Here is a 25,515-nt window from a genome sequence, read left to right on the forward strand (position 1 = left end):
GGGCTGTCGCGTAACGCGGTGTCGGCGAAATTGAGGCGGAGGCACACTAGGACACTGTCACTAAGCTAAGCCCGCTCGCTGGAACGGATCGAGCGCCGGCTTTTCATCACAAGTCAAGGAAGTGACGCTTTCGCTTTAAGGTCTCAATTCCGCAATAGCGAACTTTTTCTTCCCAACCTTAAGACGGCGCTGTTGATGAAGTTCAAACGTGATTAACTTATCAGGATTTGTCTCCTTCACGCCGTCTACTTCAATTCCACCTTGAATGATCAATCGCCTCGTTTCACTGCCGCTAGAAATCAAACCAGTTTTCACAATCAACTTGCTTAGCCTGATCTGACCGCACGCTTGATCTTTCTCCTGCATATCATTCAGTTGCAATACTACGTGCACATCCGGCTTATCTGGAAACTCCTTAGCTTGAAATTTCTGTTGAAACTCAGTTCGTGCCTGCTGCCCGGCTTCTGTTCCGTGATAACGCGCGACGATCAGTTCAGCGAGCGCCTGTTTGGCTTCCATTGGATGGATGGCTTTGACTCGGTCCAGATCTTCCGTCGTCAGCAGTTCGTAGTACCGATACATGAGTGTGTCGCTGATGGACATGACTTTTCCGAACATATCGCCCGGCTTGTCTTCCAGCGAGATATAGTTTCCGACGCTCTTGCTCATCTTCTTGACGCCATCTGTTCCTTCCAGCAACGGCATCGTAATCACGACCTGGGATTCCTGGCCATGGTCCCGCTGTAATTCACGCCCCACCAGCAGATTGAATTTTTGATCCGTGCCACCCAGCTCCACATCGGCCTTGAGCACGACGGAATCGTACCCTTGCACCAGTGGATATAGGAATTCATGGACGCTGATCGGCTTCTGTTCCTCATAACGTTTATGGAAGTCGTCCCGTTCCATCATCCGTGCGACTCGATAATGCGCGGCCAGCTGAATGAGCCCCTCCGCCGACATTTCCTTCATCCATCGACTATTGAACTCAATCAGGGTCTTTGCCGGGTCGAGAATCTGGAAGATCTGCCTCTGGTAGGTCTTGGCGTTGTCCTGCACCTGCTCCTTGGTCAACGCTTTACGAGTCTCGGATACGCCGGTGGGATCGCCGATCATGCCGGTGAAATCGCCGATGAGGAAGATGACTTGATGACCGAGATCTTGAAAGTGCTTCAATTTATGAATCAGGACCGTATGTCCAAGATGAAGATCCGGAGCCGTTGGATCGAATCCCGCCTTGACGCGCAACGGGCGACTCTCGGCAAGGGCCTTCTTGAGCTTCGTTTCCAACTCGACCTGCTGAATAACCTCCACAGTGCCGCGCTGGATCAGTTCTAGTTGCTCGTTTATCGCCTTCATCGTCTAGGTTTGCTCCGTCACTACTAGAATTTTTCCGTCGAGACGGCCACTAAGGGTTTGAGGCGATCAAATGTTTTTGCCCCAATCCCTTTCACTTCACGGAGATCTTCAACCGTACGAAAGCCTCCGACTGATGTGCGAAAAGCAACCACCCGTTGCGCCATTACCGCTCCGATTCCTGGCAAGGACTCAAGCTCATGAGTACTCGCATGATTGAGGTCGAGACGGGAATGGATCGCTGCTTTTGATGGCTCCCTCTGTGCGACAGCCTTCATGCTCGGACCCTGTACATTCCGATCAGACGAGCCGGCAGTCCTGTTTCCCCGCGCTTCCAATTCAGTAGCTTGAGAAGCGACGATCGGGTTCTCGATTCCTGGTGGAATGTCTTGAACCGTCGGGTATGGAGCCCATCGGACCCAGATAACCACACCGATGGTCATGGATAACATACCGAGTTTCAGAAGCAGGGATTTGATCACACACCTATCCTTTTCCGAATAAAGTGAACGGCACGAGCCTCAACGTCTTCCACCGCTCCATCATACATACCCTGAGCAAGTGTTGGATGAGCATGAAGTCTTAGGTGAGCATGACACAGAATGCCAAATGTGGAAGTTCAGGTTGAGGGTGAAGAAGCCCGTAGGGGAAGTAGGAGCTTAGTGTCAACCTGAGGTTCAACCTTTCTTCTGGTCGGCGAGAAATGCTTCGTACTGCGAGGCCGTCATGAGTTGATCGACTTCCCCAGGATCGGCAAGCTCGATCACCGCGATCCACCCTTTGCCGTATGGGTCGGAATTCACCACTTCAGGATGATCCTTCAAGTTGGTATTGATCCGGCTCACCGTTCCGCTTACCGGCGTATAAATCGTCGATGTCGTTTTCGTCGATTCAACTTCGCCGATCTGTTGACCGACCTTGACCGAGATGCCCACTTTCGGCAATTCCAGAAAAACGATATCGCCTAAGGCATCCTGCGCGAAGTCGCTGATGCCCACGGTTGCTTGTTTCCCATCGAGGCGAATCCATTCATGCTCTTTGTGAAATCGCAAATCGGATGGAATCATGTCGGCTCCATTTTTGGAAATCAGTGATACAGGTTGAGGAAAGGGAACCTAATTGCTCAGCTTCAAACTTAACTTGACAGATTCTTCCGGATGGTAGTTGGGGCCGACCGACGTTGTCAAGGAACGATCGTACCGGTCAGAGGTGGAGAACGCGAAGAGATCCTCGCGTTCTAACACAGGACGGTCAGTGGGAGAGCTCCATGCCGGGAAAGAAATATCCAATCTCGAATTGCGCGGTTTCCGGCGAGTCGGAACCATGCACGGCGTTGAATTCGATATTCGTTCCGTGCACTTTGCGGATAGTCCCGGCATCGGCTTTCGCCGGGTCAGTCGCCCCCATCAAATCACGGTTCTTCTTGATGGCATTATCCCCCTGCAACACAAGGACGACTGCAGGCCCGGAAGACATGAAGGTGCAGAGACTCCCGAAAAAGGGGCGCGCTTTGTGTACGGCATAAAATCCCTCAGCCACCGGCTGAGACATGTGAATCAGCTTGATGGCGACCGGCCTTAATCCCGCTTGTTCATATCGATGAATAATGTCCCCAATGACGTTTTTCTTGACCGCGTCCGGCTTGATGATGGCCAATGTTCGCTCGCTCATAATCGCTCTATTTCCTCCAGCTAGTTACAACATGCATTCAACGACGCGGGGCATTATAGGGGTGGCCACTTCTACCTTGCAAGCATCCGGCGGCCGTCCGGCAGTACGAGGCTTCGACGCCGATTCAGCTCTACGATCGACGCTCGATCACCACGAACATCCGAAAGGCGAGAAACCGACCCACTCGTTCCAGAGCTTGTTCCAGTCGAAGTATCGGTGTCACCAACCAATCCGGCAGGAAGGACGGATGGTCGAACCCACCGCTGAGTGGGTACGCGAGGCAGGCTAGCCGCCGGGTGTGTTGGACGGAGAATCCCGGATAGCGTGACTGGAAACGAGGTTGATTCCGCTCAAACAAGATCGTCGCAACGGCTTGATTGGCGTCAAACGGTCGCCGGTCAGTCCGCGGAGGCTTGAGGATGAGCGGATCTTCCGAACAATTCGTCGGCTCTGGATGCAACCACCGATAGATCGGCCACGAAACCCATGAGAGGTACGGATCCATGACGATGATCCTGCCCCCAACGCGGAGGGTCCTCAGTGCCTCATCGAAAAAGAGAGAGACGTTTTCAATATGATGCAACGAATCGAACAGGACCAGATTGCCCAGCGACTCGGACTGAAACGGGAGTCGCTGGGCATCTGCAACTACGTTCAACCAGGGTAGTACCACCACATCGCTACAATAGACTCCCGGCACCTGGGCTTTCAGATTGCCCGTGCCTCCTCCGAGCTCGACCGTGCGCCCCGGCACCAACCAAGCGATGATCTCCTCATACCAGTCCTCATACAGCCGTCGGAGTTCAGGTTTCTTCTGCCATACGGCCCGATGCCGATGCAGAATTTCCTCGGACATCACACGGCCTTCAGGCGAAAGAATCCATGGACCGTCATCTTCAGCAACAACCACCCGTGGGCAAATCGCTGGATATTGGTGTTGCCGTAGGCCCTGGCTTGATACCGAATCGGAATCTCCACGATATGCAAATTCAGTTTCGACGCCCCGAACAACAGGTCGAAATCCCCGAACGGGTCGACGTCGCCGAAATAATCCCGATTCGCCACCAATCGTTCGTAATCGCATCGGAGCAGGACTTTGGTTCCGCACAGGGTGTCTTTGATCCGCTGATTCAAGAGCCATGAGAACGCCAGGCTGAAACATTTGTTCCCGATCAGATTGAGCAGACGCATGGCCTGAGCTTCCATGGGATAGACGAGACGACACCCGTTGATGAACTCGCCCTTTCCGCTGGCGATAGCCTTGTAGAATTTCGGAAGAGCTTCCGGCGGCATGGTCAGATCCGCATCCAAGATCATGAGCACGTCACCGTTGGCATTGGCAAGACCTTTGCGCACGGCGTCGCCTTTCCCCTTGCCGTCTTGCACCAGCAGCTTGATATCCTTGCCCGGATACCGGCTCATCAGGCGCCGAACCTCTTCCGGCGTTCCATCGCTCGAATGTCCATCTACAAAAATGATCTGTTGCCGACCGCCGAATCGTGGAATTCGTCTGAGCGCCGCGTCGATATTTCCACGTTCATTCCGACAAGGGATAACGATCGTCGTCGAGTATGGGCGCTCCAGACTCCGGGCATGTGGTCGTGCGATCACGTAGTGGCTCAGGCATAGTGCGCGAAAGCCAGGCAAATAGGCGAGCACGTTGTTGCACAAAGTAGAAAGAATCGGAAGGCGATTCGGCAAGAGCAACCGCCGCTCCACCTTCACCACATCAAAATCGGTCAGGTACAAGAGATTAGAGATGTCAGCCGGCGAGAGCCAACTCTGTTCAGGTTGCGGCATTTTCATGCCGACCTTCTCACAAAGCCGAAGAACCGGCTCCCACAGATAGCTGTAGTAAGACACGATGATTCGTGTGTGAGGCTTACAGGCTTGGCGAAGCCGCCCGAAGGCTGCCTCGACATCGATCAAATGACCGACCAGGTCGGCAAGAATGATTACGTCGAACGTTTCATTAAGCTCCAATGTTTCTGCGTCCCCGACTCGAAACTCCAGCATGGGATGGCGCCGAGATGCCTCCTTGACCATCTCCGAACTCAAGTCGATGCCGACCCCGCGAACTGGCTTCAGGGCGGCGAGCAGAGTGCCCAAGCCGGAACCAATCTCCAATACGTGCAAACCTTCTGGCACGAGGAATCTGACATAGCGCGTCTGATCCTCGTAGTAAGCCTTGGCTTTCTGTTCCCAGTAGATACGCTGACCCGCATAGGCATCAAAGTGATCGCGAATGGCCTGCTTCTTCGTATCCGTCTGAGACAGATGAAACTGACTGATTGTTTGGAACGGAGCGGTGGGCTTTGCAGAAAGTAGTTCCGACGAGGCCGAGGAAGATGAGAGTTCGTATAATGGAGCCGGTTCCATTGTCGCCTCGACACACTAGCTACACTGTGCATCACATGGTATCACCGGATCGACAGGGCTGCACATAATTCCTGGCACTTAAGCATCCACTCGATAGAGCGGATAGACTGAGGATCACCAGGCCAGGCCGGTTAAGGGAGAAGATCTGCGCACCGGAAACGATAGACGCATTCAGAAATATTAGCCCTGCGATATCAACGATCGCATTCGAGGCCATATTGCTTCTGAATCGATTCTGCGACGCCTGGCGGTTCCTTGGTAAGGAGCGCGCAGGTGGTGAAATTGCCGACAACCTTCTTCTGACTCCTATCGACATAAGTCCAATCGACGATCTCCGTCTTTGCAAATGAGTACGATTGCCCCTTCTTGACTGAGCGGATTATCGGGAGATTGTCGATCCGTCCAGACCAGAGATCTCCTTGTCCTTTCAGATTGGAAACCCACAGATATTCTTGCTTGTCGCCTTCGCTCACTCTGACCTTGACCGAATACTGATCGGTGTTCGGGGGCGGCGACCCGGCTTTTCGAAGAAAATCTTCCAAGCCGCTCCGGGCACGTTCCATGGCTTTCTGCATCGCAGGGTCCTCATCGCTCATGTCGACCGCGCTATCCTTCTTGGCCTTATCGGTGAATGATTGCGAGAACGCAGAGGAAGAGAGAAGGAGCGTCAAGAGAGCGACACTCAGCAACACGAGTTGTTTCATACATGCCTCCCAGAGTCTCCAGCGCACCGTGAATAATGATGTGAGCCCACTGTTGTTCGGCCATATTGAGCCTGTCCTAACCGCAATGCAAGATTGTTTACACATTCGGCGTCGTAGAACTGTTGCGTCCACACTTCTGACAGGAAGAATCGATCTGCTTTCTGTTACTCTGCGGACATGCCTCGCCGCCACCACACCCGTCCTCGCTCCCACCATCCTCATCCTTCGAGGTCGATGACGCGATTCGCCCATCGGCGGTGGCAAAATCTCTACTCGCTGCTCCAGGCCGTCGGCCGAACGCCGCTTGCGATGCAGCTGGGAATCAGCGCAACTTTTCTCTTCGTGGTCCTATTAGGAATCAATTGGGCGTATCACACGGTCTACAAACCAACGGAATTGTTCTTTCCGGTGGAGAATGCACTCACGAAGAGTCCCCGCGAAACGTGGCAAGAATACGGCCCGTTGTTCGAGACACATTCGACAGCGATCATTACACCCGAACTGCTCGCCGCCTTAGCCCAAGCCGAGGGCTCCGGTAATCCCGTGGCGCGAACCTACTGGCGGTGGAGATTTGTTTCGTCGAATCCCCTAGAGTGGTACCAACCGGCCTCGACGGCGGTGGGCATGTTGCAAATCACCGACGGCACGTTTCAAGAAGGGAAACGTTATTGTATCCAGAACCATATGGTCGTCGAAGACGGGCCTTGGCACAACTTCAACTCCTGTTGGTTCAACAGCCTCTACACCAGGGTCATCCCTGGTCACGCCATCGAGCTGACCGCCGCGTACCTCGACCGTCACGTATCAAAAGCAGTCGGAGAACGACCGGCGACGTTCCAACAGAAGCAGGACCTAGCCGCAGTCATCCATCTCTGCGGTGCCGGGGCTGGCCGTGACTATGCAAAGCGGAATTTTCGTCTCCTCGCCAACCAGCGCTGCGGTGATCATGATGTGAAAGCCTACCTCACGAAGGTCAGAGCCATGCAACGTAGCTTTGCCATGTTGGCGGCCGGATCGATTCCCACCAGTATCCATCGTTGAGCCAACTAGACCAAGACGATCTTCCACTCTGCGCGCCACTCGTAGGACACGCGAACCTCAGGCGCACCGACATTCATTCATGGTATGGTGGCCGCGGCAATTTGGTCCTGTTGTACGAGGGTACGTGTTCTTGGGTTCAGACGAACCGAAACCATTGCGGAAGACGGTCTTGGCCGGTGCGATCGGTAATGTGCTGGAGTGGTATGACTTTGCCCTCTTTGGTTACTTCGCACCGGTCTTGTCTCGTCTCTTTTTTCCCGCTTCGGATCCGTCGTTGTCGCTAATCGCCACGTTCGCTGTGTTCGCCGTCGGCTTTCTCGCCAGGCCACTGGGGGCGCTACTGTTCGGATACTGGGGCGATACCAGAGGACGACGAGCGGCCTTGGCCTGGTCCATTATTCTAATGGCGTTGCCCACCTGCCTGGTCGGCCTATTGCCGACCTATGCCCAGATCGGTCTTGCCGCACCGCTCGCGCTCACAGCCCTACGCTTTCTTCAGGGCTTGTCCGTCGGCGGTGAATTCACCGGCTCGGTCACGTTTCTCGTTGAACATGCGTCGTCGACCGAGCGAGGTTACATCGGCAGTTGGGCGGGGTTCAGTGCACAGATCGGCGCGCTGCTGGGCTCCGCGGTCGGCACCGTGGCGACTGCGAGCCTCTCCTCGGAGGCACTGCAGCAATGGGGATGGCGCATCCCGTTCGTGGCTGGAAGTGTGATCGCGTTGGTCGGCTGGTATCTTCGGCAGCGCATTCCCGAGTCGCCAGCTTTTGAACGGCTGCAACAAGAAGGGGTGGTGTCCTCGTCACCGGTCCGTGAGGTACTCGCATCGCACCCTGCGCCGCTCCTACAAGTGATCGGTCTTGTCCTGTTACATGGCGTCGGGTTCTACATCTTCTATGTGTTTCTCCCCAGCTATCTGATCAAAGTCACCGACCTTCCGATGGAAACGACACTGCTGATCAACACGATGTGCATGGCTCTGTTGGCGATGCTGATTCCGTTCATGGGCAAGCTCTCCGATCGAGTCGGGCATCGATCGGTACTGGCCGCCGGTGCCGCAGGTCTTGCCCTCGGCACAGTTCCGTTCTTCGCTTGGCTGAGCAGCGGTCATCTTGCACTGATCGTCACGGCCCAAGTCCTCATTACGCTGTTCGTGTCGGCCTATATGGGGCCGTTCTTTGCCATCGTGGCGACTCTCTTTCCAGTCGCGCACCGCTACACAGGCCTCTCGATTTCCTACAATATTGCCTCGGCCCTGTTCGGAGGCACCGCACCGTTGATCGCCACGGTGATTATGGAGCGGAGCGGAAGTGCGTTTGCCCCTGGATGGTATGTCAGTCTCTGTGCCGTGCTGTCCTTGATCGCACTGTCCACGATTCGTGAGGAGATGAAAGTGGAAGCAGAGGTTCCAGCTCGAACCCACTGACAGCGGCAACCAGACATACGGTATTTTTCATGAGCGCGGCGTAGGCAACATCATCGATCAGACGATGTCAGCACCAACCCTTTCCGGTCCACCGGTCTCTCGCTGGTGGGGATGTTTCCCCGAACTTCGTCGTGACACGCTCGATTTTCTCTTGCGTTGTCAGGCCTACGGCGACGTAGTCAAGCTCCCGATGGGTCTTGTCGTCGAACTGCTGTTGCGGCAGCGTGATGCCGCCATGTATGTACTGAACCATCCCGCCGACGTCAAGCATGTGCTGGTGACGAATCAGGACAACTATCGGAAGGCTCCGGTCGCCCCGGCCGAATCGCGCATCTTCGGTCAGGGCGTGCTCCACACGGAGGGCGAGACCCATCATCGTCAGCGGCGACTGTTCCTACCCTTCTTTCACGGAAACCATGTCACGGCCTACGCCGACCTGATCACGGGCAAGGCTCACGACCTCGTGGGACAGTGGCAAGATGGAACGACGATCGATATCGGACAGGCGATGGCACAGCTCACCCTCTCGGTGATCTGGCGTCTACTCTTCGGACTCGAAGTCGGTACTGAAGCCACGACGATACGGGAGACCATCGCGGCCGGCCAAAGCTTGATCAAGCGACAATATGACTCTCTGCTGGCGAGTTTAACTCCTCTGTGGGTTCCGACAAAACTTCATCGCCGGTTCACCCGTGGTTTCCGCTCGATAGAGGCGATGATACGCCGATTGATCGACGAAAGACGGACGGTAACTCGTCAAGGTAATGAGGACATGCTGTCGCTGTTGTTCGCTGCAACAGATGCAGAAGGTCGCCCGTTGAGTGATGAAGAGATCCGTGACGAACTTGTGACGTTCTTGCTGGCCGGCCACGAAACCACCGCTCATGCGCTCACCTGGACCTGGTTTTTGCTGTCGCAACATCAGCCGGTACGGGAGCGACTGACTCGCGAAGTGAGCGAGGTTGTCGGTGACCGCCTTCCAACCGCCGCGGATGTGCCGCGCCTACGATATACGAAAATGGTCTGGGACGAGTCGCTTCGGCTCTACCCTCCCGCCTGGACCTTGCACACCCGTGTCAACCATGGAGAGGACCGACTTCCATCCGGGGCGGTGCTTCCGCCCGGTGCATGGGTGTTCATCAGCCCCTGGAGCCTGCACCGCAATGCGCGATGGTTCCCTGATCCCGATCGATTTGACCCTGAGCGGTTTTCAGAAGCGGCTAACCGCACCCGCCCACCGTTCAGTTATATCCCGTTCGGTGCCGGTGGACGCCGCTGCCTCGGAGAGTCCTTTGCGGAGCTGGAAGGCCTGCTGATTTTGGCCACCATGGCATCGAAAATTTGTTTGCGCTCGGTCGAAGAACAAACAATCCAGCCGGAGGCAGGCATGACGTTGCGCCAGAATGTCCCGATTCTGATGACTGTCCAACGGCTCGGTAGCTCCGAACCGCATCCCGCCGTCACGTAAATGACTCCGATGGTCCGCCTGTAATCTGGTGCTAGGCATCGCTCAGGGGATATGGTACAAATCACGTCCGGTCGTGCCCACTGCTCGAAGCGAGACCATCCCCCGATGACACCAGTGATTTCGATCTCTAGGCTGTTCGCCTTCGTGTGTGTCGCTTGTCAGATGCTGCTGTCAGGCTGTCTCTCGCCTATCACCTTGAATCGCGCCGTGATCGCCTATGATGATGCCATTACCGAGTCACAATCCAAGCAACTGCTCGTGAACATCGCCAGAGCGCAGCACCATCAGCCGATTCACTTTTCCGGCGTCTCCAACATCGCGGCAACCTTCGATTTTCGTCTCACGGCCGGCGCCACCCCGGCTCTCGCTGGTTTGGCGAGTACGCAGATCATGCCCCTCATCATGGGAACCGTAGCAGAGAATCCGACCATCAGCATCGCGCCGATTGAAGGAGAAGAGTTTACCAAGCGCTTGCTCACCCCGTTTCACGAATCAAAACTGACGCTGCTCCTACGGCAGGGCGTCGATATCGATCTCCTCCTCCGACTGATGGCCAAGGAGCTCCGGATGAAACACAACGGCGGAGTTGTCGCCTATCGGAATGATCCGTCCGATAAGATCGGCTATGAGATGTTCCGGCGAGAGGTCCTCCATCTCTCAGCCATTCAAGATCACAACAGCCTCCATGTGGAACCGATGATGATCGAACGAAGCTGGACGATCCCCGCCGACTCGGTCACGGCGGAAGGATTCAAAGCGCTCGAGCAGGAATACCAAGTGGAGTATAACGGGCAGAACAAGACCTACACATTGCGGAAACACATTGAAGGCGGCACGTTGATCACTAATTACGACCCCGATTCACTGTCCAAGGAAGAACGGCTCCGCTTGCAGCATGAGAACGAACAGGGACTCGGTCACGACGTGACCTTTGATATTCGCCCGGGGCATTTTGGCGGCGAGTGGCCGATCAGAGGCGACTTTCGATTGCGAAGCTTCAACGCCATGTTGAACTTTCTGGGGGAATCCATCGCTGAAGAGCCGGAGTACCATGTCGACAAAGATTCCCGTACTCCTGAGGTGGCGGAGAATCCCGTCAAGACGCTGGACCTGATCGTGTCGCCCTCGGCGCCGAAGGGATTGGATCTCGTGATGAAATCCCATGGGAACTATTACGCCGTCAATACGACCGGGCCACAGGCGCGCTGGAACCGCGAGGCGTTCAAGCTCTTGTCACAACTGTTCCAGATGACCGTCACCGAGGTTTCTCGTGCCGGCGTGCCGAGCATTACGATCGCCAAGTAAGGCAGAACTTTCCCAGGCACAACTGGGAGTCGGTAAGCGTTATGCGTCGACGCGATCGAGATTGGGTTTCGGGGACCGTCGACCGACGAGATAGATAATGGCAGGAAAGAGCATGGTCGTACCGGGGAAAATCAATCGATACCCCCACCAAGGCAAGTTCGGCCGAAAAAATCCCAACCCAACGGTCAGCAGGATCGACGCCAGAATTCCATAGACATAGGCCGGAACCAGCGTCGTGGAATGATTTTCACTTCGCTGCCTTGACGCTGCACTGAACCCCTTGATGAGAAGATAGGCGGAAAAGATGAGACAGGCAGGCCCGTAATACGCCGCATATTCTTGCATAAAACCGTCCTGGTTGATATTCCCACGAGGCTGCTGGGCAGATCATTTATAACGTATCGTCTCTGCCCTTGTCGAGCCGGACGTCAGGCGCCTTTAGACCCTTCGGTCCACCGTTCCTGATGCAAGAAGCACCCGTTGACCGCGACGTCAGGTTTCCAGCAACCTATTTCATCGTATTGGACTCTGGGAACCCTACAGGGATACGGAAACGCAAGGCAAGAGATGGAGCAGGACAACCACGTTCCCCCCGGCAGGTTGTCTCCTTCAGGATTTGCAAGAGCACACGCAGTGCTTTAGCGTGGAGACGAGCGCTACGGTCTGATCTCCCATAGCAGATAGACCAAGCCGACAACTATTACCGACACGATGACAATATGCATGAACACATCCTCCCTAACGTTGATCGTGGAACCGTACCTCACGCCGGAAACCAGCGCTCGGATTATGGTTACGTGAGATCGGTTTTCAGGCAACTGATTTCAGGATTTTCGATGTTCGGTAAGCGGAAGATGTCGACCGAGGGAAACGACTCTCAGTATGGATTCACGTCAACCCATTGAAGGTGGAACTGCTTCGATGGAGACATGCTGAGGGTTATGCGATGTGGGTGTTGCCATGCATCCGACTGAAGACGTCCCAGTCGAACTGCTTGGGTGTCACAGCATGAAGTGGAATCGGTCCGATTGATCCCCGTTCACGGTAGGCCAAGAGACATCCGACGATGTCCTCGGGTGACTCGATCAGTCGGTGCACCACCTCATGGGCAAGATGTTGGGCCATCACCTTGTCCTCCGGTATGGGCCGCGCGCCTCTGAGCGTGTGACCAAGGATGGTGGCCTTGGTGGCGAGTGTGAGCGGATAGTGACCAGGTGAAGCATGACGCTCCGGCCATCGGGCAATCACACCGGCCACATAGTCGACGAGACCATGGACGCCGCCATCCTTGTGATGCCGGTGCGGCGTACGTTCGGCGACGACGAACAAGTGGCTCTTGTTCGGCACTCCCAATGTCCGCTTCAGCGTCCCGAGGATTACGTCATCGATATAGGCATTCGGGTCGGGATGTTCATTGACCAACAATCCCTCGGCTCTTGCCTGATACGCACAGGCCAGCGCCAGATGACCGGACCCGGCACCCATGACCTCCACGAAGAACACCGTGCCCATTGCGGCACTGGTGGCTTTGAGAGATTCGATCGATTGATCCGCCAACGCCACTGCGGACTGAAATCCGAGAGAAATCGTACCTTCGATATTGTTGTCGATACTGCCCGGAATGCCGACCACCTGGGCTCCGAATCCTTCGTAAATGGCCCGAGCGCCCCGCATGCTACCGTCGCCGCCCAACACCACCAAGACGCCGTCATCCAGGTACGGCTCCAGGTGCCGCATGGCCACCTGCAACACCGTCTCTTGCTTGAATTCCTCAAAACGGCTGCTGCCGATGGGGCTGCTCGGATGGCTGCTCATGCCGCGAGTGTGCGCTTCGGTGACTCGTTCAATCCAATTGTTGGCCAGACCGAGATAGCCATGCCGGACGAAATAGACCTCCAATCCCAAGCGCTGACCGGTCACATGCAATTCCTTTAATGCAGCACCGGCTCCGGCGAAATCACCTCCGGACACGAGGGCCACGATCCGCTTGAGCGTTCGGGGCTTGAGCGTCACCCGATTTTTCCTCACATTCTCTACAGCCACCCACGTGTTGCGCACAACCCGCTCCCGCTCGGACAGCCCAACCGCCGTCGAGTAGCCGGATAAGCGGCCCTGTTCGAGCGTGAGCAGCACGACATTGTCTTGGCTTTCCTTGTAGTCGCTGAACTCGCTGAACGCTTCATGGAACGGGCGCGGATCCAAATAGATCATCAACGCCCGCAGGGTGGAACTATGGGTATAGAGACAGGCCACTTTGCCTTTTTGCGCATGGCCCAATCGGTGGAGACCATCGATTACGTCGACATAGAGGTCGAAGAAAGAATTACCACCCGGATAACAATACAGTGGATCTTTCATCAATCGCTTGGCCGTGGATGTCTCGACGCCGAACGCGCGCGCCGCTTCTTCGACCTCGAGGGACTTTTCCAATCCCGTGACCCAACCGAAATCCGACGATTCGAGAGCAGGCTCGGTGATCGGTTCGGACGGAGAGGTCCCTTGCAGCAAGGCTATAGACACCCGGTCGTATAGTTGTCTGGTATTCGGGCTACGGGTGATGCAATGAAGGAACGTACGAGGATCGAGGTAGTTGGTAAGATGCAAAAAATCGAGCTGCTGTCCCACAACGCCTATCATGCGGGCGAGCGCCGTTCCTACTGCGTCGGCTTTGGCCACGCCTCGTTCACGGTCCAATTGGTTCGGCAGGCGGCATCCGACGCGATGAGTCTTGCTGTCGACTTGCGACACCCCGTGGCGCATCGTGAAGAACAGCGTTCGGTCGCCAAGATCCCGTGGCAATAACCAAAACCGGTCGTCGCCCAGTTCCAGGACGATGCGGCCTTCTGCCAGCGTCGGCGTGAGCTGCGTACGAGGCACAATGGCCACAGGGCGTCGATAAGTCGGTTTGACTGCTGCTCCGATCGTGGCCCGAAGTAGCGGTTGGAGCGAGCCTTCGGCAAGAAGCGAATTCCAGGCGGCAAAGAACACCAGCGGATCATCGAGCAAACCTTCGCGAGCCGACCGATATTCTAAAGCGGTTGCAAAGCCGGACTTGGAACGCTCGATGAACGAGCGGAGTTGTTCCATCTTGGCGTGGACACGATCAACGTCCTCGCCGGAGGCTCCTAGCGGAGGAGGAACGATGAGGCCTCGCTCCGATGCTCGTTGAGCAAGGGCACGTCCATAGGTAAGGAGTCCTTCAACGGTGACAAAATCCAGTGGGTGACTCATAACGGATCGCTCGTCTAACACTCAGGATTTTTAGCAAGAACACAGAGGAGTGATTCCACACAACCTCGTTCCGATTGTCCATATAATTTTATGAATCCTAAACCGGCGCACAGAACGTAGCAAGAGGCGAAAGGCCTTGGTGTAGAGATCAAGGTAACTTGCTCTCTACACAGCAACCGTGGCGTCTTGATAAGCCCCAAATCAGCAGTATAATGACCTATGGACCGGATCGCCGCGTGCCTCACTATCATCATAATCGGGACTGGCTGCCCAAGCCTGTTCCTGGCCACCGCGGAAGAACCATCTCAACAGCCGAGCGCCAGGGAACGTTTGAATCAGGTATTGGGTTCCGAAGGCGGCACTCAAGTGTACAAGGATGATCAAGGAAACGTCGAAAGCACGACCAATCTGCCTACTGGTGAGCGAATCATCACGGTGCAGCCACCGGTAAGTCCTGGGTTCAACACTGGTCCTCCCCTTCAATTGAACAATCAGACATTCGAGATTCCTTCTCCACCTCCCGCTCCGGCTCAACCACCAGCTCCAGATTTCCCTGAGCGGGCACGGCAAACATTCGAGATTCCTTCTCCACCTCCACCTCCCGCTCCGGCTCAGCCACCAGCATCAGATTTTCCGCAGAGGGCGCGGTAGAAGATACCTGCGTGCTCGTCTATTCACGCTGCTGTTCTTGTAAGTTGGCCAAAGTCATGCCTCGCCCTCTTAACACATCAGCACCATTCGTATAGTCCATGATCTCAACCGCGAGCTCAGACGCGGACTTTCTGCTGGAATCAACTTCGAGGTCGTAAGTGAACCAGCGATGGACCAAATGAAATTGAGCGGCAGCCTCTCCGATCGTTCGATCCTGTCTGTTGCGTTCTCTCCGACTCAGTTCATCCAAGGAACAGTGCACTCCCACCAGAAGCACGTTGAATCCTTCTAGCCTCGCCAGGAGATCGGTCGCCTGTTCGGGTGAGGTTATGGCATTGTCGATCACCAGAAAATTGCCCATCTCCGCAAGGCGGCCCACACAGGCATTGAACGAACGAACTAGTTGCGGATAATTCAAATCGAAAATCTCTTGGCCATGTGTCATTCTGAACAAGGCGCTGCCAGGCAACGTGTACAGAATGCTATCTATTGAAAAATTCAAATAGATCCTCGGCAGCAACTCCTGGAGCTTGTGCGTGATCGTAGTCTTGCCGGAGCTAGATGTACCGTTCAAATAGATGACTTGCGGATATACCATGCTGCGTCCTTTGCCCTGATAATAACCTCGTACCTATGAAGAACCATACCGTTCTTGGAGCCGGATCACCACTGATGCACCGATTACACGACGCGGGAGACAAGCTCGTCCGCAGAGCGACAACGAATAAGCTTATGCTCATGTGGTTCGACGCATTCCATCGCACGTTCAAGATTGGCCGAATCGTACTGATGATTCCAAAGCAAAAGTCGATATAGATCTCCAAGCCCTTCATGCTTTGAAGTACAGAATCCCAATTTGCGGCAGCCGAACCTCCGCACAATTCGTAGGTCACGCATGAACACATGCGGCCGCAACACCGCGATGATGTCTGCTCGTTCAAAAACCGGCTTAAGCCATGTATGGTAAATACCTTCGATGACCCATCGTTCCTGCCGCGCAATGTCGGCAAGCTTGGCATCCCGTTCATCCTCAGCAGCCCGCCGACCATAGCGCTGTGCTCGCACGTCCCAGAATAATCCATCTAAATCGTGAGACGGAATTTTCAGCATTCGAGATAGATGACCAGCCGCATAGGTTTTTCCGCTGCCAGGTCCACCGATGATGTGAATACGTTGAATCATACAATGCTGATCGAAGTGGTTATGCAAAACGAGTCATAGGAAGTGTGCTGCACAGCGTTGAGCAACTGGAGAACCAGTAGAGAGACGGCACCCGATATTTGGTTCCCACTACGCCGCACGTCACTTGGTCGTCCGTCCATCAGCAGGAGAGGGTGGGCTCGGAGATGGTCACGCTTCTAGTTTCAATCCTAATGCCCCGATTACTTTCAAAATCGTATCGAAGCTCGGGCTTCGATCCCCGGATAAGGCTTTGTACAAACTTTCACGAGAGAGGCCCGCATCTCGGGAGACCTCTGCCATTCCCTTGGCGCGAGTGATGCCGTCCATGGTTATCGCAATGCAGGCGGCAGTTTCTCAATGAAGCGCTGAACGTGGTCCAAATACAGGGGGATCCGACGGACGGCGACAGGCAAGGCTTCGTACACTCGCTCAGGATCGATGTCGTCGTATTCGTGGACAATCCGATTGCGGAGCCCTGCAGCCATCGCCATTTCTTTGGCAAGATCGGCCGCCATCACCCCGAGCGCGCTCAGGCGCACAAAAGATTCGTGATAATCCTTGGGCGGTACCTGGCCAGACTCAGTGATCAGATGAAAATTAATGTCGATCATACGGCCGATCGCCCGTTCCAGATACCGTTCAGCCAAGGCTTCGTTGATGGAATCCTCCAAATACCGCTCGCGCGATAATTGGGACAACCGAGTTATCGCAGCCAAGTCCTCAAGAATGAGACTCATTTTTCTGGTGATGAGATGGCGGTCGATCATGAGCGAAAAGGCTCCGCCACCAGTGCGGACAGTCGCCTAGCGACAGACTGTCGTTCAAGCTCCAAGTAGGGCAGAAAATCTTGGTAGGTCTTGAACGAGTACAGACGAAGACGTGCGAAGTCTTGGGATGTACCGAAAAGCATCCGACAGCCCTCCATGATTTTCTTCCGGAAGAGCGGATCTGCTCGATTCAGAATCGCCAAATCAACCTCGCGCCCAGGGAACCGTGACTGCAAGGCCTCCTGCATCTCCAGAATGGTCTTCAACGACACGGCCGGAGTCTCGAGTTGCACCGCCAGATCCACATCGCTGCGATCATGCGCCGTTCCTGTGACTGTTGAGCCAAACTGGAGGATGATACGAATGCCGAAACGCTGGGCAAGTTCTCTCAGCCCAAGTCCCGATTCTGTGATGGGTTCCTCGCTCATCCGTCTGCTCTGAGGATTATCATCCAAGCCGTAGCCTAGCCGAGACCGCGATGATTGTCTATGCGGCAACAGCTGCTCACCACGGCATGCCCACGAAACATCCTGAAATTGATCTGAAAGTAATTCCATCTTCACCTCATGTACTCCTGTGAACGGTGCCACGAAACCACGGCGAGTCAGCCATTTCCCCGAAGATTTGATGTTCCGGAATGTCCGATCGAAAAACATTTCCAAACGCGCTACAGTCTTCACTATCCGTAGACCTGCACGGATGGCTCTACTGCTCCCCGGTCTGCACACAATCGACTGAACTTAAGGGAGGTTATGTTATAGTGGGAGCATCGAGAAATCTCTAGGAGAAGGAGAGTCGGTATGCGACTGCTTCTGCAATGTGTGGTGATCGCGGGGGCAAGTATGGTGCTTGGAACAAGCGGTTGCACCACCAAAGCCACGATCGACCAAATTACCGATACGACGTCCAACATCACTGGCACGACATCCGGAGCTGCCTGGTGGAACGAAGACGGTCAGATCAAGCCGGACTTCAAGACAATGGCGTTTGTATCCTTCAATCACGCGAATCTGCAACAGGATCTGGCAGCGGGACGAGGGGAATATTTGGCCTCACTGAGCAGACTGCTGGGTGTTCCAACCGATCGACAGTCAGACTTTTTTTCTGCCGCACAAGCAGGCTATGCCAAAGCGCTCGACCAGGAACCCCTGGCCTTGCTCACGCTTCTGCGCGACACTTCTCAGTCGTTTGTCTACTGACCTGTGGATTTCAAGGGTACCGATGCAAGGTCGACGTGCCAATCTGCTCGACCGCGGAGAGTCGGCTTTCCCCGTTCCGTCCTATCACCGTGCGCACAAGTGCGCCATCCTTGAACACCAAAAAATTCGTCGGCACGGCTGGGACACGAGGACCAGGCAGAAGCGTCCCCGCGAGGTTCAATGGATCTGTGGCCGAGAGTTTGATCTCATATTCCACGCCGGCTGCAGTCTCCTTTCTCATCGCCCTCAGTGCTTCCACCGCTTCCGGCAACGCAAACTGCTCTCCGGTAAATCCACTCACAAATCGTCCACCACGAACCTCACCGGCCATCTCCATCCGCCGATACTGCACGAGCAGATCCCGCCAGGACTGGACCAACGATTCGCGCGCCAGCAAATCACGAAAGAGCACACCATAACGGCGCAAGAGTTGACGAGCGACGTGCTCGATAGCGCGAGTCGTTGAGTAGTTAGGCCCATGCGACAAGCCCATGACTCCCTCGACCGTGATCGAAGACGGTCGAAAGAGCGACCACCGTCCGGCAGCGTGCCGAGGTCGACGGGCTCGTTCACGCCCTTCGGCGCGACGTCGATGCGGATCCATGAGAGCACGGAGATTGTCGAATCCATCAGCCGTCACCAGCCCTGCCGCCACGAGTTCCCACAATCCGTTCTCCACTTCCGTCGCGAGATGGTTGGTGACCTTCACCAGATCGGTGAAAAAACTTGCTCCATGCTGTTGCAAGGCACGACGCAAGTCCTGCGCCACCGTACTCAACTGCGTATTCGTATCAGGGAGGCACGCCTCGCCGAGGAAAGCATTCAGCAACCACTCATCGTCTTCACGTGGAAATAGACTGATAGGTGCGATGCTCGTGGGGATAATTCGCCGACGATCCGGTTCACCGGTTTGCAGAAACCTTGGATGAGGAGAGAGTCGCCCCCAACTCACCGCACCACTGAGACAAAGCCGGTCTAACAGTTCAGGTTCATACTTGGCCATGCGCACGCGTAACAGCTGTGGTTCCCATGCAGACGCAGCCGCCTCGAATCCTGCGAGTTGTCCGATCACTTGTTGGAGACCGGCCTCTCCGTGCTGGCGCGATCCCGGTGCGACATGCTGCCATTGAAGCAAGAATCGCATGAACTCCGATGTCGTGACCGGCTCCACCTCTTTGCGCAAGATTCCGATCGTCAGGCGATGAATACGGGCCAGTAAACGGCGGTGGCACCATTCGGGCGTATCGGCGCCCGATAGTGCTGAGAACTCGCCTCGCTGAGCGGGCGAAGCCGGCTGAGGACTGACTGCTGAGGAAGACCGGAATCGGCCACGGAGAACTTGTCCGGAGGTTTCAAGACGGAGCATCGCATGATCGACCTGTTCAGTGGAAAGACGGAGCCGAGTTGCGAGTTCGTCGATGGTCGTCGGACCAATGTTTTCCATCCAACCGAGCACGATGGTATCGAGTGCCTGGTTGTCACCAGTTGTGAACAACTGCACAAGCCGGTCCTTATTTTCTGTCGCTACCCACCCCTTTGTAGAGTGAGGCATGAATGGCGAGGAATCAGGCGTGAGCATGACGGCGCGACCGGATTCCACGAGTAGCGGCAGGTAGGCGGTCCATTGTGTCGATTCAGATTCAGGCACCCACACCAGTGTCAGCAGCGCATCATGTAGTTCGTCGGCATCGCGCACGACCGGCCAGGACTCTCGCCGCACCTCTTCTATCGCTGCCGGATCGAGCGCACCAACCTGTCCCGCCATTTCCACAGGAAGCGTACGCCGCATCTCCACCGCTCGCGCACGGCGTTCTTCCAGCGGCGCATCGTCAAGAAAGGCGTAGGGGTTCGCATTCAAAATCTCATGAGAGAAGACCGAGGGCGACGGCGTATCGATTGCCACACACCGGATTGCGCCAGATTCGATCTGTCTCAGGACATTTGTGAGGCCCTCAAGATCCATCGCTTCAGTGAGACAGTCTCGCAATGTTTCCTGTACGAGCGGATGGTCCGGAATCTGCCGCATGGCCCGCTCGCCTGTCAGATTCTCCTGACAAGCGATGGCATCGGGAAATACCGCTGCAAGCAGGTCTTCTGCTTTCATCCGTTGAATCTGCGGCGGGACTTTCTTGCCCTTGGCAAACCTCAGCAAGGCCAACGACCGTGAAGCGTTCCAGCGCCAGCGCGTGGCAAACATCGGCGCGAGCAACACCGCCTGGACCAAGACTTCCCGCACCCTGTTGGAATGAAGATAGCCGAACACGGACTCCAGCGGGAAACTGTGCTTTTCTCCCAGCGAAATCACAAGGCCGTTATCCGTGGCAGCTGCTTGCAGCTCAAAGTCGAATGTCACGCAAAACCGCTTCCGTAGCGCAAGCCCCCAAGCCCTATTGATTCGCCCTCCAAACGGCGCATGGATTACCAACTGCATCCCACCACTTTCATCAAAGAACCGTTCGGCCACGAGTGTCTCCTGGGTCGGCACGGCTCCCAGCACAGCGTTCCCCATCACGACATATTCGATCGCCTGTTGGGCTCCCCGTTGATCCAGACCGCAGTCCTCCTTGAGCCACTGAAGCGCTGAGTGCTCGCCTCGCAGAGTCGGCGAAGCGGGCTGGGTGCTGAGTGCATCAGGTGACGATTCAGAGGAGCCAGCTCGTTCAGCGATCAATTGTCGTAGCTCAGCCACTTCCGCGGAGAGTTCCGCCGTGCGCGAAGGAGCCTCACCTCGCCAGAACGGAATGTTGGGCGGTGCGCCATGGGCGTCTTCCACTCGCACCTTCCCCATCTCGACACCCTTGATCCGCCAGGATGTGTTGCCGAGCAACATGATATCGCCGGCCAGACTCTCCACGGCAAAGTCCTCATCCACGGTGCCCACAACCGTGCCGTCAGGTTCCGCCACCACTGCATAGTTGGCGGTATCGGGAATTGCACCGCCTGAGGTGATCGCCGCCAACCTCGCCCCTCGACGACCTTTGATGCGGCGATTGATCCGGTCGTGGTAAAGATAGGCAAGCCCGCGCCCTCGCTGCGTCGCAATGCCATCTGCCAACATCCGGACGATACGGTCGAACGTGGCTCGATCCAGTTCGCGATAGGGACCAGCTCGGCGGGCCAAGGCAAACAGCTCCTCTTCCGTCCAGGCTTGCGTCGCTGCAGCGGCGACAATCTGTTGAGCCAGAATATCAAGCGGTGCAGTCGGGATCTCGATGCGATCCAACGTCCCGTTCTTGATCGCGCGAATCAGCGCCGCGCATTCGAGTAGTTCATCTCTGGTCGTGGCAAAGAGCCGGCCTTTGGGTATGGCTTTGATCCAGTGGCCGGCCCTTCCGATCCGTTGCAAACAGGTCGCAATCGCCCGTGGCGAGCCGATCTGGCAGACCAGATCGACCGTGCCGACGTCGATCCCGAGTTCAAGCGATGCCGTCGCCACGACCACCCGAGTCTCGCCCGCCTTCAGCCGTTCCTCAGCCGACAACCGAATCTGCCGCGATAGGCTGCCGTGGTGGGCCGCCACCGCGTCAGGTCCGAGATCCGAGAGCCGTGCTTCAAGATAGTGCGAAACCCGTTCGGCTAGGCGGCGTGTATTGACGAAGACCAACGTCGTACGATGCTGTCGTACAAACTCAGCCACGCGATCGTAGATGTCGGCCCAGATGGCATTGGTCGCGACGGCGCTCAGCTCATCTTTTGGCACCTCAACCGCAAGGTCCATCTGTCGCTTGTGGCCCACATCGATGATCCTCGGTGTCGCACGGTCACCAACGAGGAACTGCGCGACTGTTTCTATCGGCCGCTGGGTGGCTGAGAGGCCGATCCGCTGCGGCTTCGTCAACGTCAGCGCCTCCAACCGTTCCAACGAGAGCACCACGTGGGCTCCACGCTTGTTCGGCGCCAGCGCATGAATTTCATCAACGATCACGGTACGCACGGTCTGCAACAAGCGTCGGCTTTTATCCGCCGTGAGGAGGATGAAGAGCGATTCCGGTGTGGTGACGAGGATATGCGGCGGGCGCTTGAGCATCTGTCGCCGATCCGCCATCGGCGTATCGCCGGTACGAACAAGCACGCGCAGCTCCGGCATCAGTAACCCAGCCTGTAAGGCGAGTTGCCCGATTTCCGCGAGCGGCTTCTGGAGATTCTTCTGGATGTCGTTGCTCAAAGCCTTGAGCGGTGAGACATACAGGACCTGCGTATGGTCGTCGAGTTCACGATTGAGCGCCTGATTAAAGAGATGATCGATGCAAGAGAGAAAGGCGGCAAGGGTTTTGCCTGATCCGGTCGGCGCCGCGATCAACGCATCCGCTCCGGACTGGATCGCAGGCCATGCTTGGATTTGAACGTCGGTCGGCTGACCGATGCAGGAAGAAAACCATTCGGAGATCGTGGGGTGAAACCGTGCAAGCGGCATCGGCGGCATCTTACCATGCACGGACAGGCTTCCGTATGACGATCAGCCTGCCACCGTTTCCACCGACTATCCGATCACGTGCCTATTTCACGGCCCAAATAGTTATGGCATCATACAGAGCCTATGCATCTTTCCATCATTATTCCAGCCTTCAACGAAGCGCGTCTGATCGAACGATGTCTGCAATCTGTTGCCACATCAGTCGCCGCTATCTCCACACCTGGTTTCACGTCGGATGTCATCGTCGTCGACAACAACTCCACCGACAACACCGCCGAGCTGGCAAGGCAGGCTGGTGCTCGGATCGTCTTTGAACCAATCAATCAAATCAGCCGGGCACGCAATGCCGGTGCGGCTCACGCAACCGGCGATTGGTTGCTGTTCTTAGACGCCGACAGCCTGTTGAGCCCCGGCCTGCTCGGCGACATCGAACGACTGATTCAAGATGAAAAACACGTCGGTTGCGGCAGTACGTTGCGTATGGAGGGATTACCCTGGTGGGCGAGCATGACGCTGGGATTCTGGACCGCCGTTTCGGTTCACTGTCGATGGGCAGCCGGAGCGTTGCTGGTGTGTCGGCGTGATGCGTTTGAGGATATCGGCGGATTCGACCAAAACGTCTACGCGTCAGAGGAAATCACTCTCAGCAAACGGCTCAAACAGTGGGGACGGCAGCGCGGCCTTCAATTCACCATCTTGACCCGACATCCATTGGAGACCTCGTCGCGCAAGGTTTCGCTCTACTCAGGCCGAGAGATTGCAGGCCAAGTCTTCCGCGTCCTGCTGCTTCCAGGAAGGGCCTTGCGTGACAAGAAGCAGTTATCTGTTTGGTATGACGGCCGGCGGTGAGAAGCGCCTGCTACTTCGGCACCTTTCTCGCGAGCGCTCGTGTGGTGGTACTTAGTTAGGCAGGACAGGCAGTAGGTCTGGGATACTTGAAAGTCCTCCGCATAGAGGCTGTGTCTCGCAAAATAAAGATGCGGCTCATACCACAAACCGACTCCACCCTCGGGACCCACGTCACCACGGATTTTCTCGCAGAAACAGCAACCCGCCACCATCGGTTTCATGATTGCTCCTTCATGACGGCGTGCATGGCCTCAACCCGAAAGACGGCTCAGCGACAGAGTGAGGGCTCGGCCGCACTGCGCGCCCGATTCATCAGAATGACCGAATCAATAACCTCTCCGCACTGGATGCAACGAAATACCGGTATCCCTTCTCTGACGAGCCCGCCATCCTCGTCGCGCAGTTCACTGAAACACAGGAGCCCATGGCATCGTGAGCAATTCATGCGCACCTCCACGGGCTGGTGCTTGACAATCGCGATCGGTTCATCGAAGTACTCCCTCTTTCACTGCCGTGAGTCTCTCACGTGACGATTCGAGAATCGGGCGGTCCGATACTTCATAGTCGAATTGGGCCTTGCGGCGGAGCACCAACGTCCCCTCTCGGCTGACGCGATCGACAACGGCAAACACCTCATTCCAAGAAAACTGAGGAAGCCGTTCGATCAAGGCACGGAGCGCACAGGGCCCGTTCCGATATAGTTCCATCCGAATGGCCGATTCAATCATCGCGGTTCGCATCACAACGCCTCCTTGTGAGATCGGCACCGTTGCGCCACATGCGACGGTGCCGCGGCGCATATTCTCGATCATCCACTGAGAACGCATGCATGGCATGTCGATCGATCTTACAAACCAGAACCTTGTCTCTCGCATCGTGTTATAGAGCGAACATCCGTTTCCCACAATCAATGCAAGCACAATTGTTTCGTCGTGTTCCTATATACATAGTTGTCCTAGTCCCAACGACGGGACGACCGGCGCTGGCTCGTCGAGTGCGACGTTGCCTGACTCAAGGGGCGACGGGGGTCCTCGCCCATGGGAACACAGCGCCCCACTGCCCAGGGTTGTGCAGCTCGCGCGCATCACGATTCTCATCAAGCTATTTTGAGATGGGTTCTAGGCAGGTGTGGAGCGGGACCGGTGGGCGTGGAGCAGGAGCTTCTGACGATTGGGCACACCGACTTTGTCGAAAATGCTCGTCATGTGATGCCGGACCGTACTGTCACTGATCGACAACTCGTAGGCGATGTCCTTGTTCGAGAGACCTTGTTCCACCAAACGGATAATCTCACACTCTCGCTCGGTCAAGGCGTCGGGCCAGGACGGCGACGGTGGGGCGGGTTCCGCCTGTTTCGTGAAGGAGAGTTCGAGACCCATCTTCATCGCGCCATCCCGTTTCACGGGGGGCTGGGGCTTCACGGCGGCATATAGCGATTCGATCACCGCGAGCACGACTTCAGGTGGTTGAACCTTGAGGATGATGCCGTCGACCCCGGCAGCAAACGCCTCGCGCGTGCGGGCCTGCTCCTCCAGTCCGCACAACAACACGATCTTACCGGTCGGGGCGAACTCTCGAATCTGGTTGATGGTGTCGAGGACGTTGCGCTCGGTCTCCAGATCCAGGATGAATAGGTCTGGCGGGCTCTCAATGCGGAGCAGGTCAGATATCCTCCCGGGATAGCAGTGCACCACTATCGGGAGGGTCGAGCTGGTTTCGAGAATTTTCTGTAAGCCCAACCACACGAGCCACTGACTGCTAAGAATCGTGATCCTGAGGGTGAACGTCGTAGAGCTGGCATCGGACATAAAGTCTCCTTCGCTCTTGCAATACCCTGTCGTGGAAACGATTTTGAAGAGGTTTTTGCCAAAT

Annotated in this window: 23 protein-coding genes; 6 read left to right on the forward strand and 17 right to left on the reverse strand. The window is 56.0% G+C overall.

The window, feature by feature from the left end:
• Positions 1-135: 135 nt before the first annotated feature.
• The 7 genes from tyrS to P0119_13160 all read right to left on the reverse strand — a co-directional run bounded on the left by tyrS (position 136) and on the right by P0119_13160 (position 6,110).
• The gene (tyrS, locus tag P0119_13130; protein MDF0667001.1) at positions 136-1,359 is read right to left on the reverse strand and encodes a tyrosine--tRNA ligase; all 1,224 of its coding nucleotides are present in this window, start codon (positions 1,357-1,359) and stop codon (positions 136-138) included.
• Between the two features lie 23 nt (positions 1,360-1,382).
• Complete coding sequence (locus P0119_13135) at positions 1,383-1,838, reverse strand: helix-hairpin-helix domain-containing protein (protein MDF0667002.1); 456 nt, start codon at positions 1,836-1,838, stop codon at positions 1,383-1,385.
• Between the two features lie 195 nt (positions 1,839-2,033).
• Positions 2,034-2,423 carry a glycine cleavage system protein GcvH gene (gcvH, locus tag P0119_13140; protein MDF0667003.1) on the reverse strand — a complete coding sequence of 130 codons (390 nt, stop codon included), beginning with the start codon at positions 2,421-2,423 and terminating at the stop codon, positions 2,034-2,036.
• Between the two features lie 184 nt (positions 2,424-2,607).
• Positions 2,608-3,027: a nucleoside-diphosphate kinase gene (ndk, locus tag P0119_13145; GenBank protein MDF0667004.1), complete on the reverse strand. Its 420-nt coding sequence runs from the start codon at positions 3,025-3,027 to the stop codon at positions 2,608-2,610.
• A gap of 130 nt (positions 3,028-3,157) precedes the next feature.
• Entirely contained in the window at positions 3,158-3,883 is a 726-nt protein-coding gene (locus P0119_13150) for a methyltransferase domain-containing protein (GenBank protein ID MDF0667005.1), read from the reverse strand.
• Complete coding sequence (locus P0119_13155; protein ID MDF0667006.1) at positions 3,883-5,406, reverse strand: glycosyltransferase; 1,524 nt, start codon at positions 5,404-5,406, stop codon at positions 3,883-3,885. Before P0119_13155 ends, P0119_13150 begins: the two co-directional genes overlap by 1 nt.
• Positions 5,407-5,600: 194 nt before the next feature.
• Positions 5,601-6,110, reverse strand: a complete 510-nt coding sequence (locus P0119_13160) for a DUF2314 domain-containing protein (protein MDF0667007.1) — start codon at positions 6,108-6,110, stop codon at positions 5,601-5,603.
• Between the two features lie 234 nt (positions 6,111-6,344).
• Here P0119_13160 and P0119_13165 point away from each other — a divergent pair, with 234 nt between their 5' ends.
• The 4 genes from P0119_13165 (at position 6,345) to P0119_13180 (ending at position 11,350) form a co-directional block, all read left to right on the forward strand.
• Positions 6,345-7,151 carry a transglycosylase SLT domain-containing protein gene (locus tag P0119_13165; GenBank protein ID MDF0667008.1) on the forward strand — a complete coding sequence of 269 codons (807 nt, stop codon included), beginning with the start codon at positions 6,345-6,347 and terminating at the stop codon, positions 7,149-7,151.
• Positions 7,152-7,275: 124 nt separating this feature from the next.
• Positions 7,276-8,577: an MFS transporter gene (locus P0119_13170; protein MDF0667009.1), complete on the forward strand. Its 1,302-nt coding sequence runs from the start codon at positions 7,276-7,278 to the stop codon at positions 8,575-8,577.
• 64 nt (positions 8,578-8,641) lie between these two features.
• Positions 8,642-10,045 carry a cytochrome P450 gene (locus P0119_13175; GenBank protein MDF0667010.1) on the forward strand — a complete coding sequence of 468 codons (1,404 nt, stop codon included), beginning with the start codon at positions 8,642-8,644 and terminating at the stop codon, positions 10,043-10,045.
• Between the two features lie 105 nt (positions 10,046-10,150).
• Complete coding sequence (locus P0119_13180; GenBank protein ID MDF0667011.1) at positions 10,151-11,350, forward strand: hypothetical protein; 1,200 nt, start codon at positions 10,151-10,153, stop codon at positions 11,348-11,350.
• Positions 11,351-11,389: 39 nt separating this feature from the next.
• On the opposite strand, the gene P0119_13185 is transcribed toward P0119_13180, so the two are convergent.
• The 7 genes from P0119_13185 to P0119_13215 form a co-directional block, all read right to left on the reverse strand.
• Complete coding sequence (locus tag P0119_13185; protein MDF0667012.1) at positions 11,390-11,695, reverse strand: hypothetical protein; 306 nt, start codon at positions 11,693-11,695, stop codon at positions 11,390-11,392.
• Positions 11,696-12,289: 594 nt separating this feature from the next.
• Positions 12,290-14,581 carry a 6-phosphofructokinase gene (locus P0119_13190; protein ID MDF0667013.1) on the reverse strand — a complete coding sequence of 764 codons (2,292 nt, stop codon included), beginning with the start codon at positions 14,579-14,581 and terminating at the stop codon, positions 12,290-12,292.
• A 460-nt stretch (positions 14,582-15,041) separates the two neighbouring features.
• The gene (locus P0119_13195) at positions 15,042-15,206 is read right to left on the reverse strand and encodes a hypothetical protein (protein ID MDF0667014.1); all 165 of its coding nucleotides are present in this window, start codon (positions 15,204-15,206) and stop codon (positions 15,042-15,044) included.
• A gap of 45 nt (positions 15,207-15,251) precedes the next feature.
• Positions 15,252-15,830, reverse strand: a complete 579-nt coding sequence (locus P0119_13200) for an AAA family ATPase (protein ID MDF0667015.1) — start codon at positions 15,828-15,830, stop codon at positions 15,252-15,254.
• An 83-nt stretch (positions 15,831-15,913) separates the two neighbouring features.
• The gene (locus P0119_13205) at positions 15,914-16,414 is read right to left on the reverse strand and encodes a hypothetical protein (GenBank protein ID MDF0667016.1); all 501 of its coding nucleotides are present in this window, start codon (positions 16,412-16,414) and stop codon (positions 15,914-15,916) included.
• A 329-nt stretch (positions 16,415-16,743) separates the two neighbouring features.
• Positions 16,744-17,181, reverse strand: coding sequence for a DUF86 domain-containing protein (locus P0119_13210; GenBank protein MDF0667017.1), 438 nt, complete (start codon positions 17,179-17,181; stop codon positions 16,744-16,746).
• Entirely contained in the window at positions 17,178-17,738 is a 561-nt protein-coding gene (locus tag P0119_13215) for a nucleotidyltransferase domain-containing protein (GenBank protein MDF0667018.1), read from the reverse strand. Before P0119_13215 ends, P0119_13210 begins: the two co-directional genes overlap by 4 nt.
• Before the next feature lie 243 nt (positions 17,739-17,981).
• Here P0119_13215 and P0119_13220 point away from each other — a divergent pair, with 243 nt between their 5' ends.
• Positions 17,982-18,380, forward strand: a complete 399-nt coding sequence (locus P0119_13220; GenBank protein ID MDF0667019.1) for a DUF3015 family protein — start codon at positions 17,982-17,984, stop codon at positions 18,378-18,380.
• A gap of 10 nt (positions 18,381-18,390) precedes the next feature.
• On the opposite strand, the gene P0119_13225 is transcribed toward P0119_13220, so the two are convergent.
• The gene (locus P0119_13225; protein MDF0667020.1) at positions 18,391-22,794 is read right to left on the reverse strand and encodes a DEAD/DEAH box helicase; all 4,404 of its coding nucleotides are present in this window, start codon (positions 22,792-22,794) and stop codon (positions 18,391-18,393) included.
• A gap of 123 nt (positions 22,795-22,917) precedes the next feature.
• Between P0119_13225 and P0119_13230 the strand changes: the two genes are divergently transcribed.
• Complete coding sequence (locus P0119_13230) at positions 22,918-23,643, forward strand: glycosyltransferase (GenBank protein ID MDF0667021.1); 726 nt, start codon at positions 22,918-22,920, stop codon at positions 23,641-23,643.
• A gap of 485 nt (positions 23,644-24,128) precedes the next feature.
• On the opposite strand, the gene P0119_13235 is transcribed toward P0119_13230, so the two are convergent.
• Positions 24,129-24,383 (reverse strand): hypothetical protein, encoded by a 255-nt coding sequence (locus P0119_13235; protein ID MDF0667022.1) that lies wholly within the window; start codon positions 24,381-24,383, stop codon positions 24,129-24,131.
• 378 nt (positions 24,384-24,761) lie between these two features.
• Positions 24,762-25,451: a response regulator transcription factor gene (locus P0119_13240; protein MDF0667023.1), complete on the reverse strand. Its 690-nt coding sequence runs from the start codon at positions 25,449-25,451 to the stop codon at positions 24,762-24,764.
• Positions 25,452-25,515 lie beyond the last annotated feature (64 nt).

The sequence above is a fragment of the Nitrospira sp. genome (genome assembly GCA_029194665.1).
Taxonomy (GTDB): domain Bacteria; phylum Nitrospirota; class Nitrospiria; order Nitrospirales; family Nitrospiraceae; genus Nitrospira_D.

Excerpts from the sequence above, each read along its gene's own strand:
- tyrS (MDF0667001.1), bottom strand. The coding sequence starts at position 1,359 with ATGAAGGCGATAAACGAGCAACTAGAACTGATCCAGCGCGGCACTGTG.
- gcvH (MDF0667003.1), bottom strand. The coding sequence starts at position 2,423 with ATGATTCCATCCGATTTGCGATTTCACAAAGAGCATGAATGGATTCGC.
- ndk (MDF0667004.1), bottom strand. The coding sequence starts at position 3,027 with ATGAGCGAGCGAACATTGGCCATCATCAAGCCGGACGCGGTCAAGAAA.
- P0119_13150 (MDF0667005.1), bottom strand. The coding sequence starts at position 3,883 with ATGTCCGAGGAAATTCTGCATCGGCATCGGGCCGTATGGCAGAAGAAA.
- P0119_13155 (MDF0667006.1), bottom strand. The coding sequence starts at position 5,406 with ATGGAACCGGCTCCATTATACGAACTCTCATCTTCCTCGGCCTCGTCG.
- P0119_13160 (MDF0667007.1), bottom strand. The coding sequence starts at position 6,110 with ATGAAACAACTCGTGTTGCTGAGTGTCGCTCTCTTGACGCTCCTTCTC.
- P0119_13165 (MDF0667008.1), top strand. The coding sequence starts at position 6,345 with ATGACGCGATTCGCCCATCGGCGGTGGCAAAATCTCTACTCGCTGCTC.
- P0119_13175 (MDF0667010.1), top strand. The coding sequence starts at position 8,642 with ATGTCAGCACCAACCCTTTCCGGTCCACCGGTCTCTCGCTGGTGGGGA.
- P0119_13180 (MDF0667011.1), top strand. The coding sequence starts at position 10,151 with ATGACACCAGTGATTTCGATCTCTAGGCTGTTCGCCTTCGTGTGTGTC.
- P0119_13185 (MDF0667012.1), bottom strand. The coding sequence starts at position 11,695 with ATGCAAGAATATGCGGCGTATTACGGGCCTGCCTGTCTCATCTTTTCC.
- P0119_13190 (MDF0667013.1), bottom strand. The coding sequence starts at position 14,581 with ATGAGTCACCCACTGGATTTTGTCACCGTTGAAGGACTCCTTACCTAT.
- P0119_13195 (MDF0667014.1), bottom strand. The coding sequence starts at position 15,206 with ATGCTGGTGGCTGAGCCGGAGCGGGAGGTGGAGGTGGAGAAGGAATCT.
- P0119_13200 (MDF0667015.1), bottom strand. The coding sequence starts at position 15,830 with ATGGTATATCCGCAAGTCATCTATTTGAACGGTACATCTAGCTCCGGC.
- P0119_13205 (MDF0667016.1), bottom strand. The coding sequence starts at position 16,414 with ATGATTCAACGTATTCACATCATCGGTGGACCTGGCAGCGGAAAAACC.
- P0119_13210 (MDF0667017.1), bottom strand. The coding sequence starts at position 17,181 with ATGATCGACCGCCATCTCATCACCAGAAAAATGAGTCTCATTCTTGAG.
- P0119_13215 (MDF0667018.1), bottom strand. The coding sequence starts at position 17,738 with ATGGAATTACTTTCAGATCAATTTCAGGATGTTTCGTGGGCATGCCGT.
- P0119_13220 (MDF0667019.1), top strand. The coding sequence starts at position 17,982 with ATGCGACTGCTTCTGCAATGTGTGGTGATCGCGGGGGCAAGTATGGTG.
- P0119_13225 (MDF0667020.1), bottom strand. The coding sequence starts at position 22,794 with ATGCCGCTTGCACGGTTTCACCCCACGATCTCCGAATGGTTTTCTTCC.
- P0119_13230 (MDF0667021.1), top strand. The coding sequence starts at position 22,918 with ATGCATCTTTCCATCATTATTCCAGCCTTCAACGAAGCGCGTCTGATC.
- P0119_13235 (MDF0667022.1), bottom strand. The coding sequence starts at position 24,383 with ATGCGAACCGCGATGATTGAATCGGCCATTCGGATGGAACTATATCGG.
- P0119_13240 (MDF0667023.1), bottom strand. The coding sequence starts at position 25,451 with ATGTCCGATGCCAGCTCTACGACGTTCACCCTCAGGATCACGATTCTT.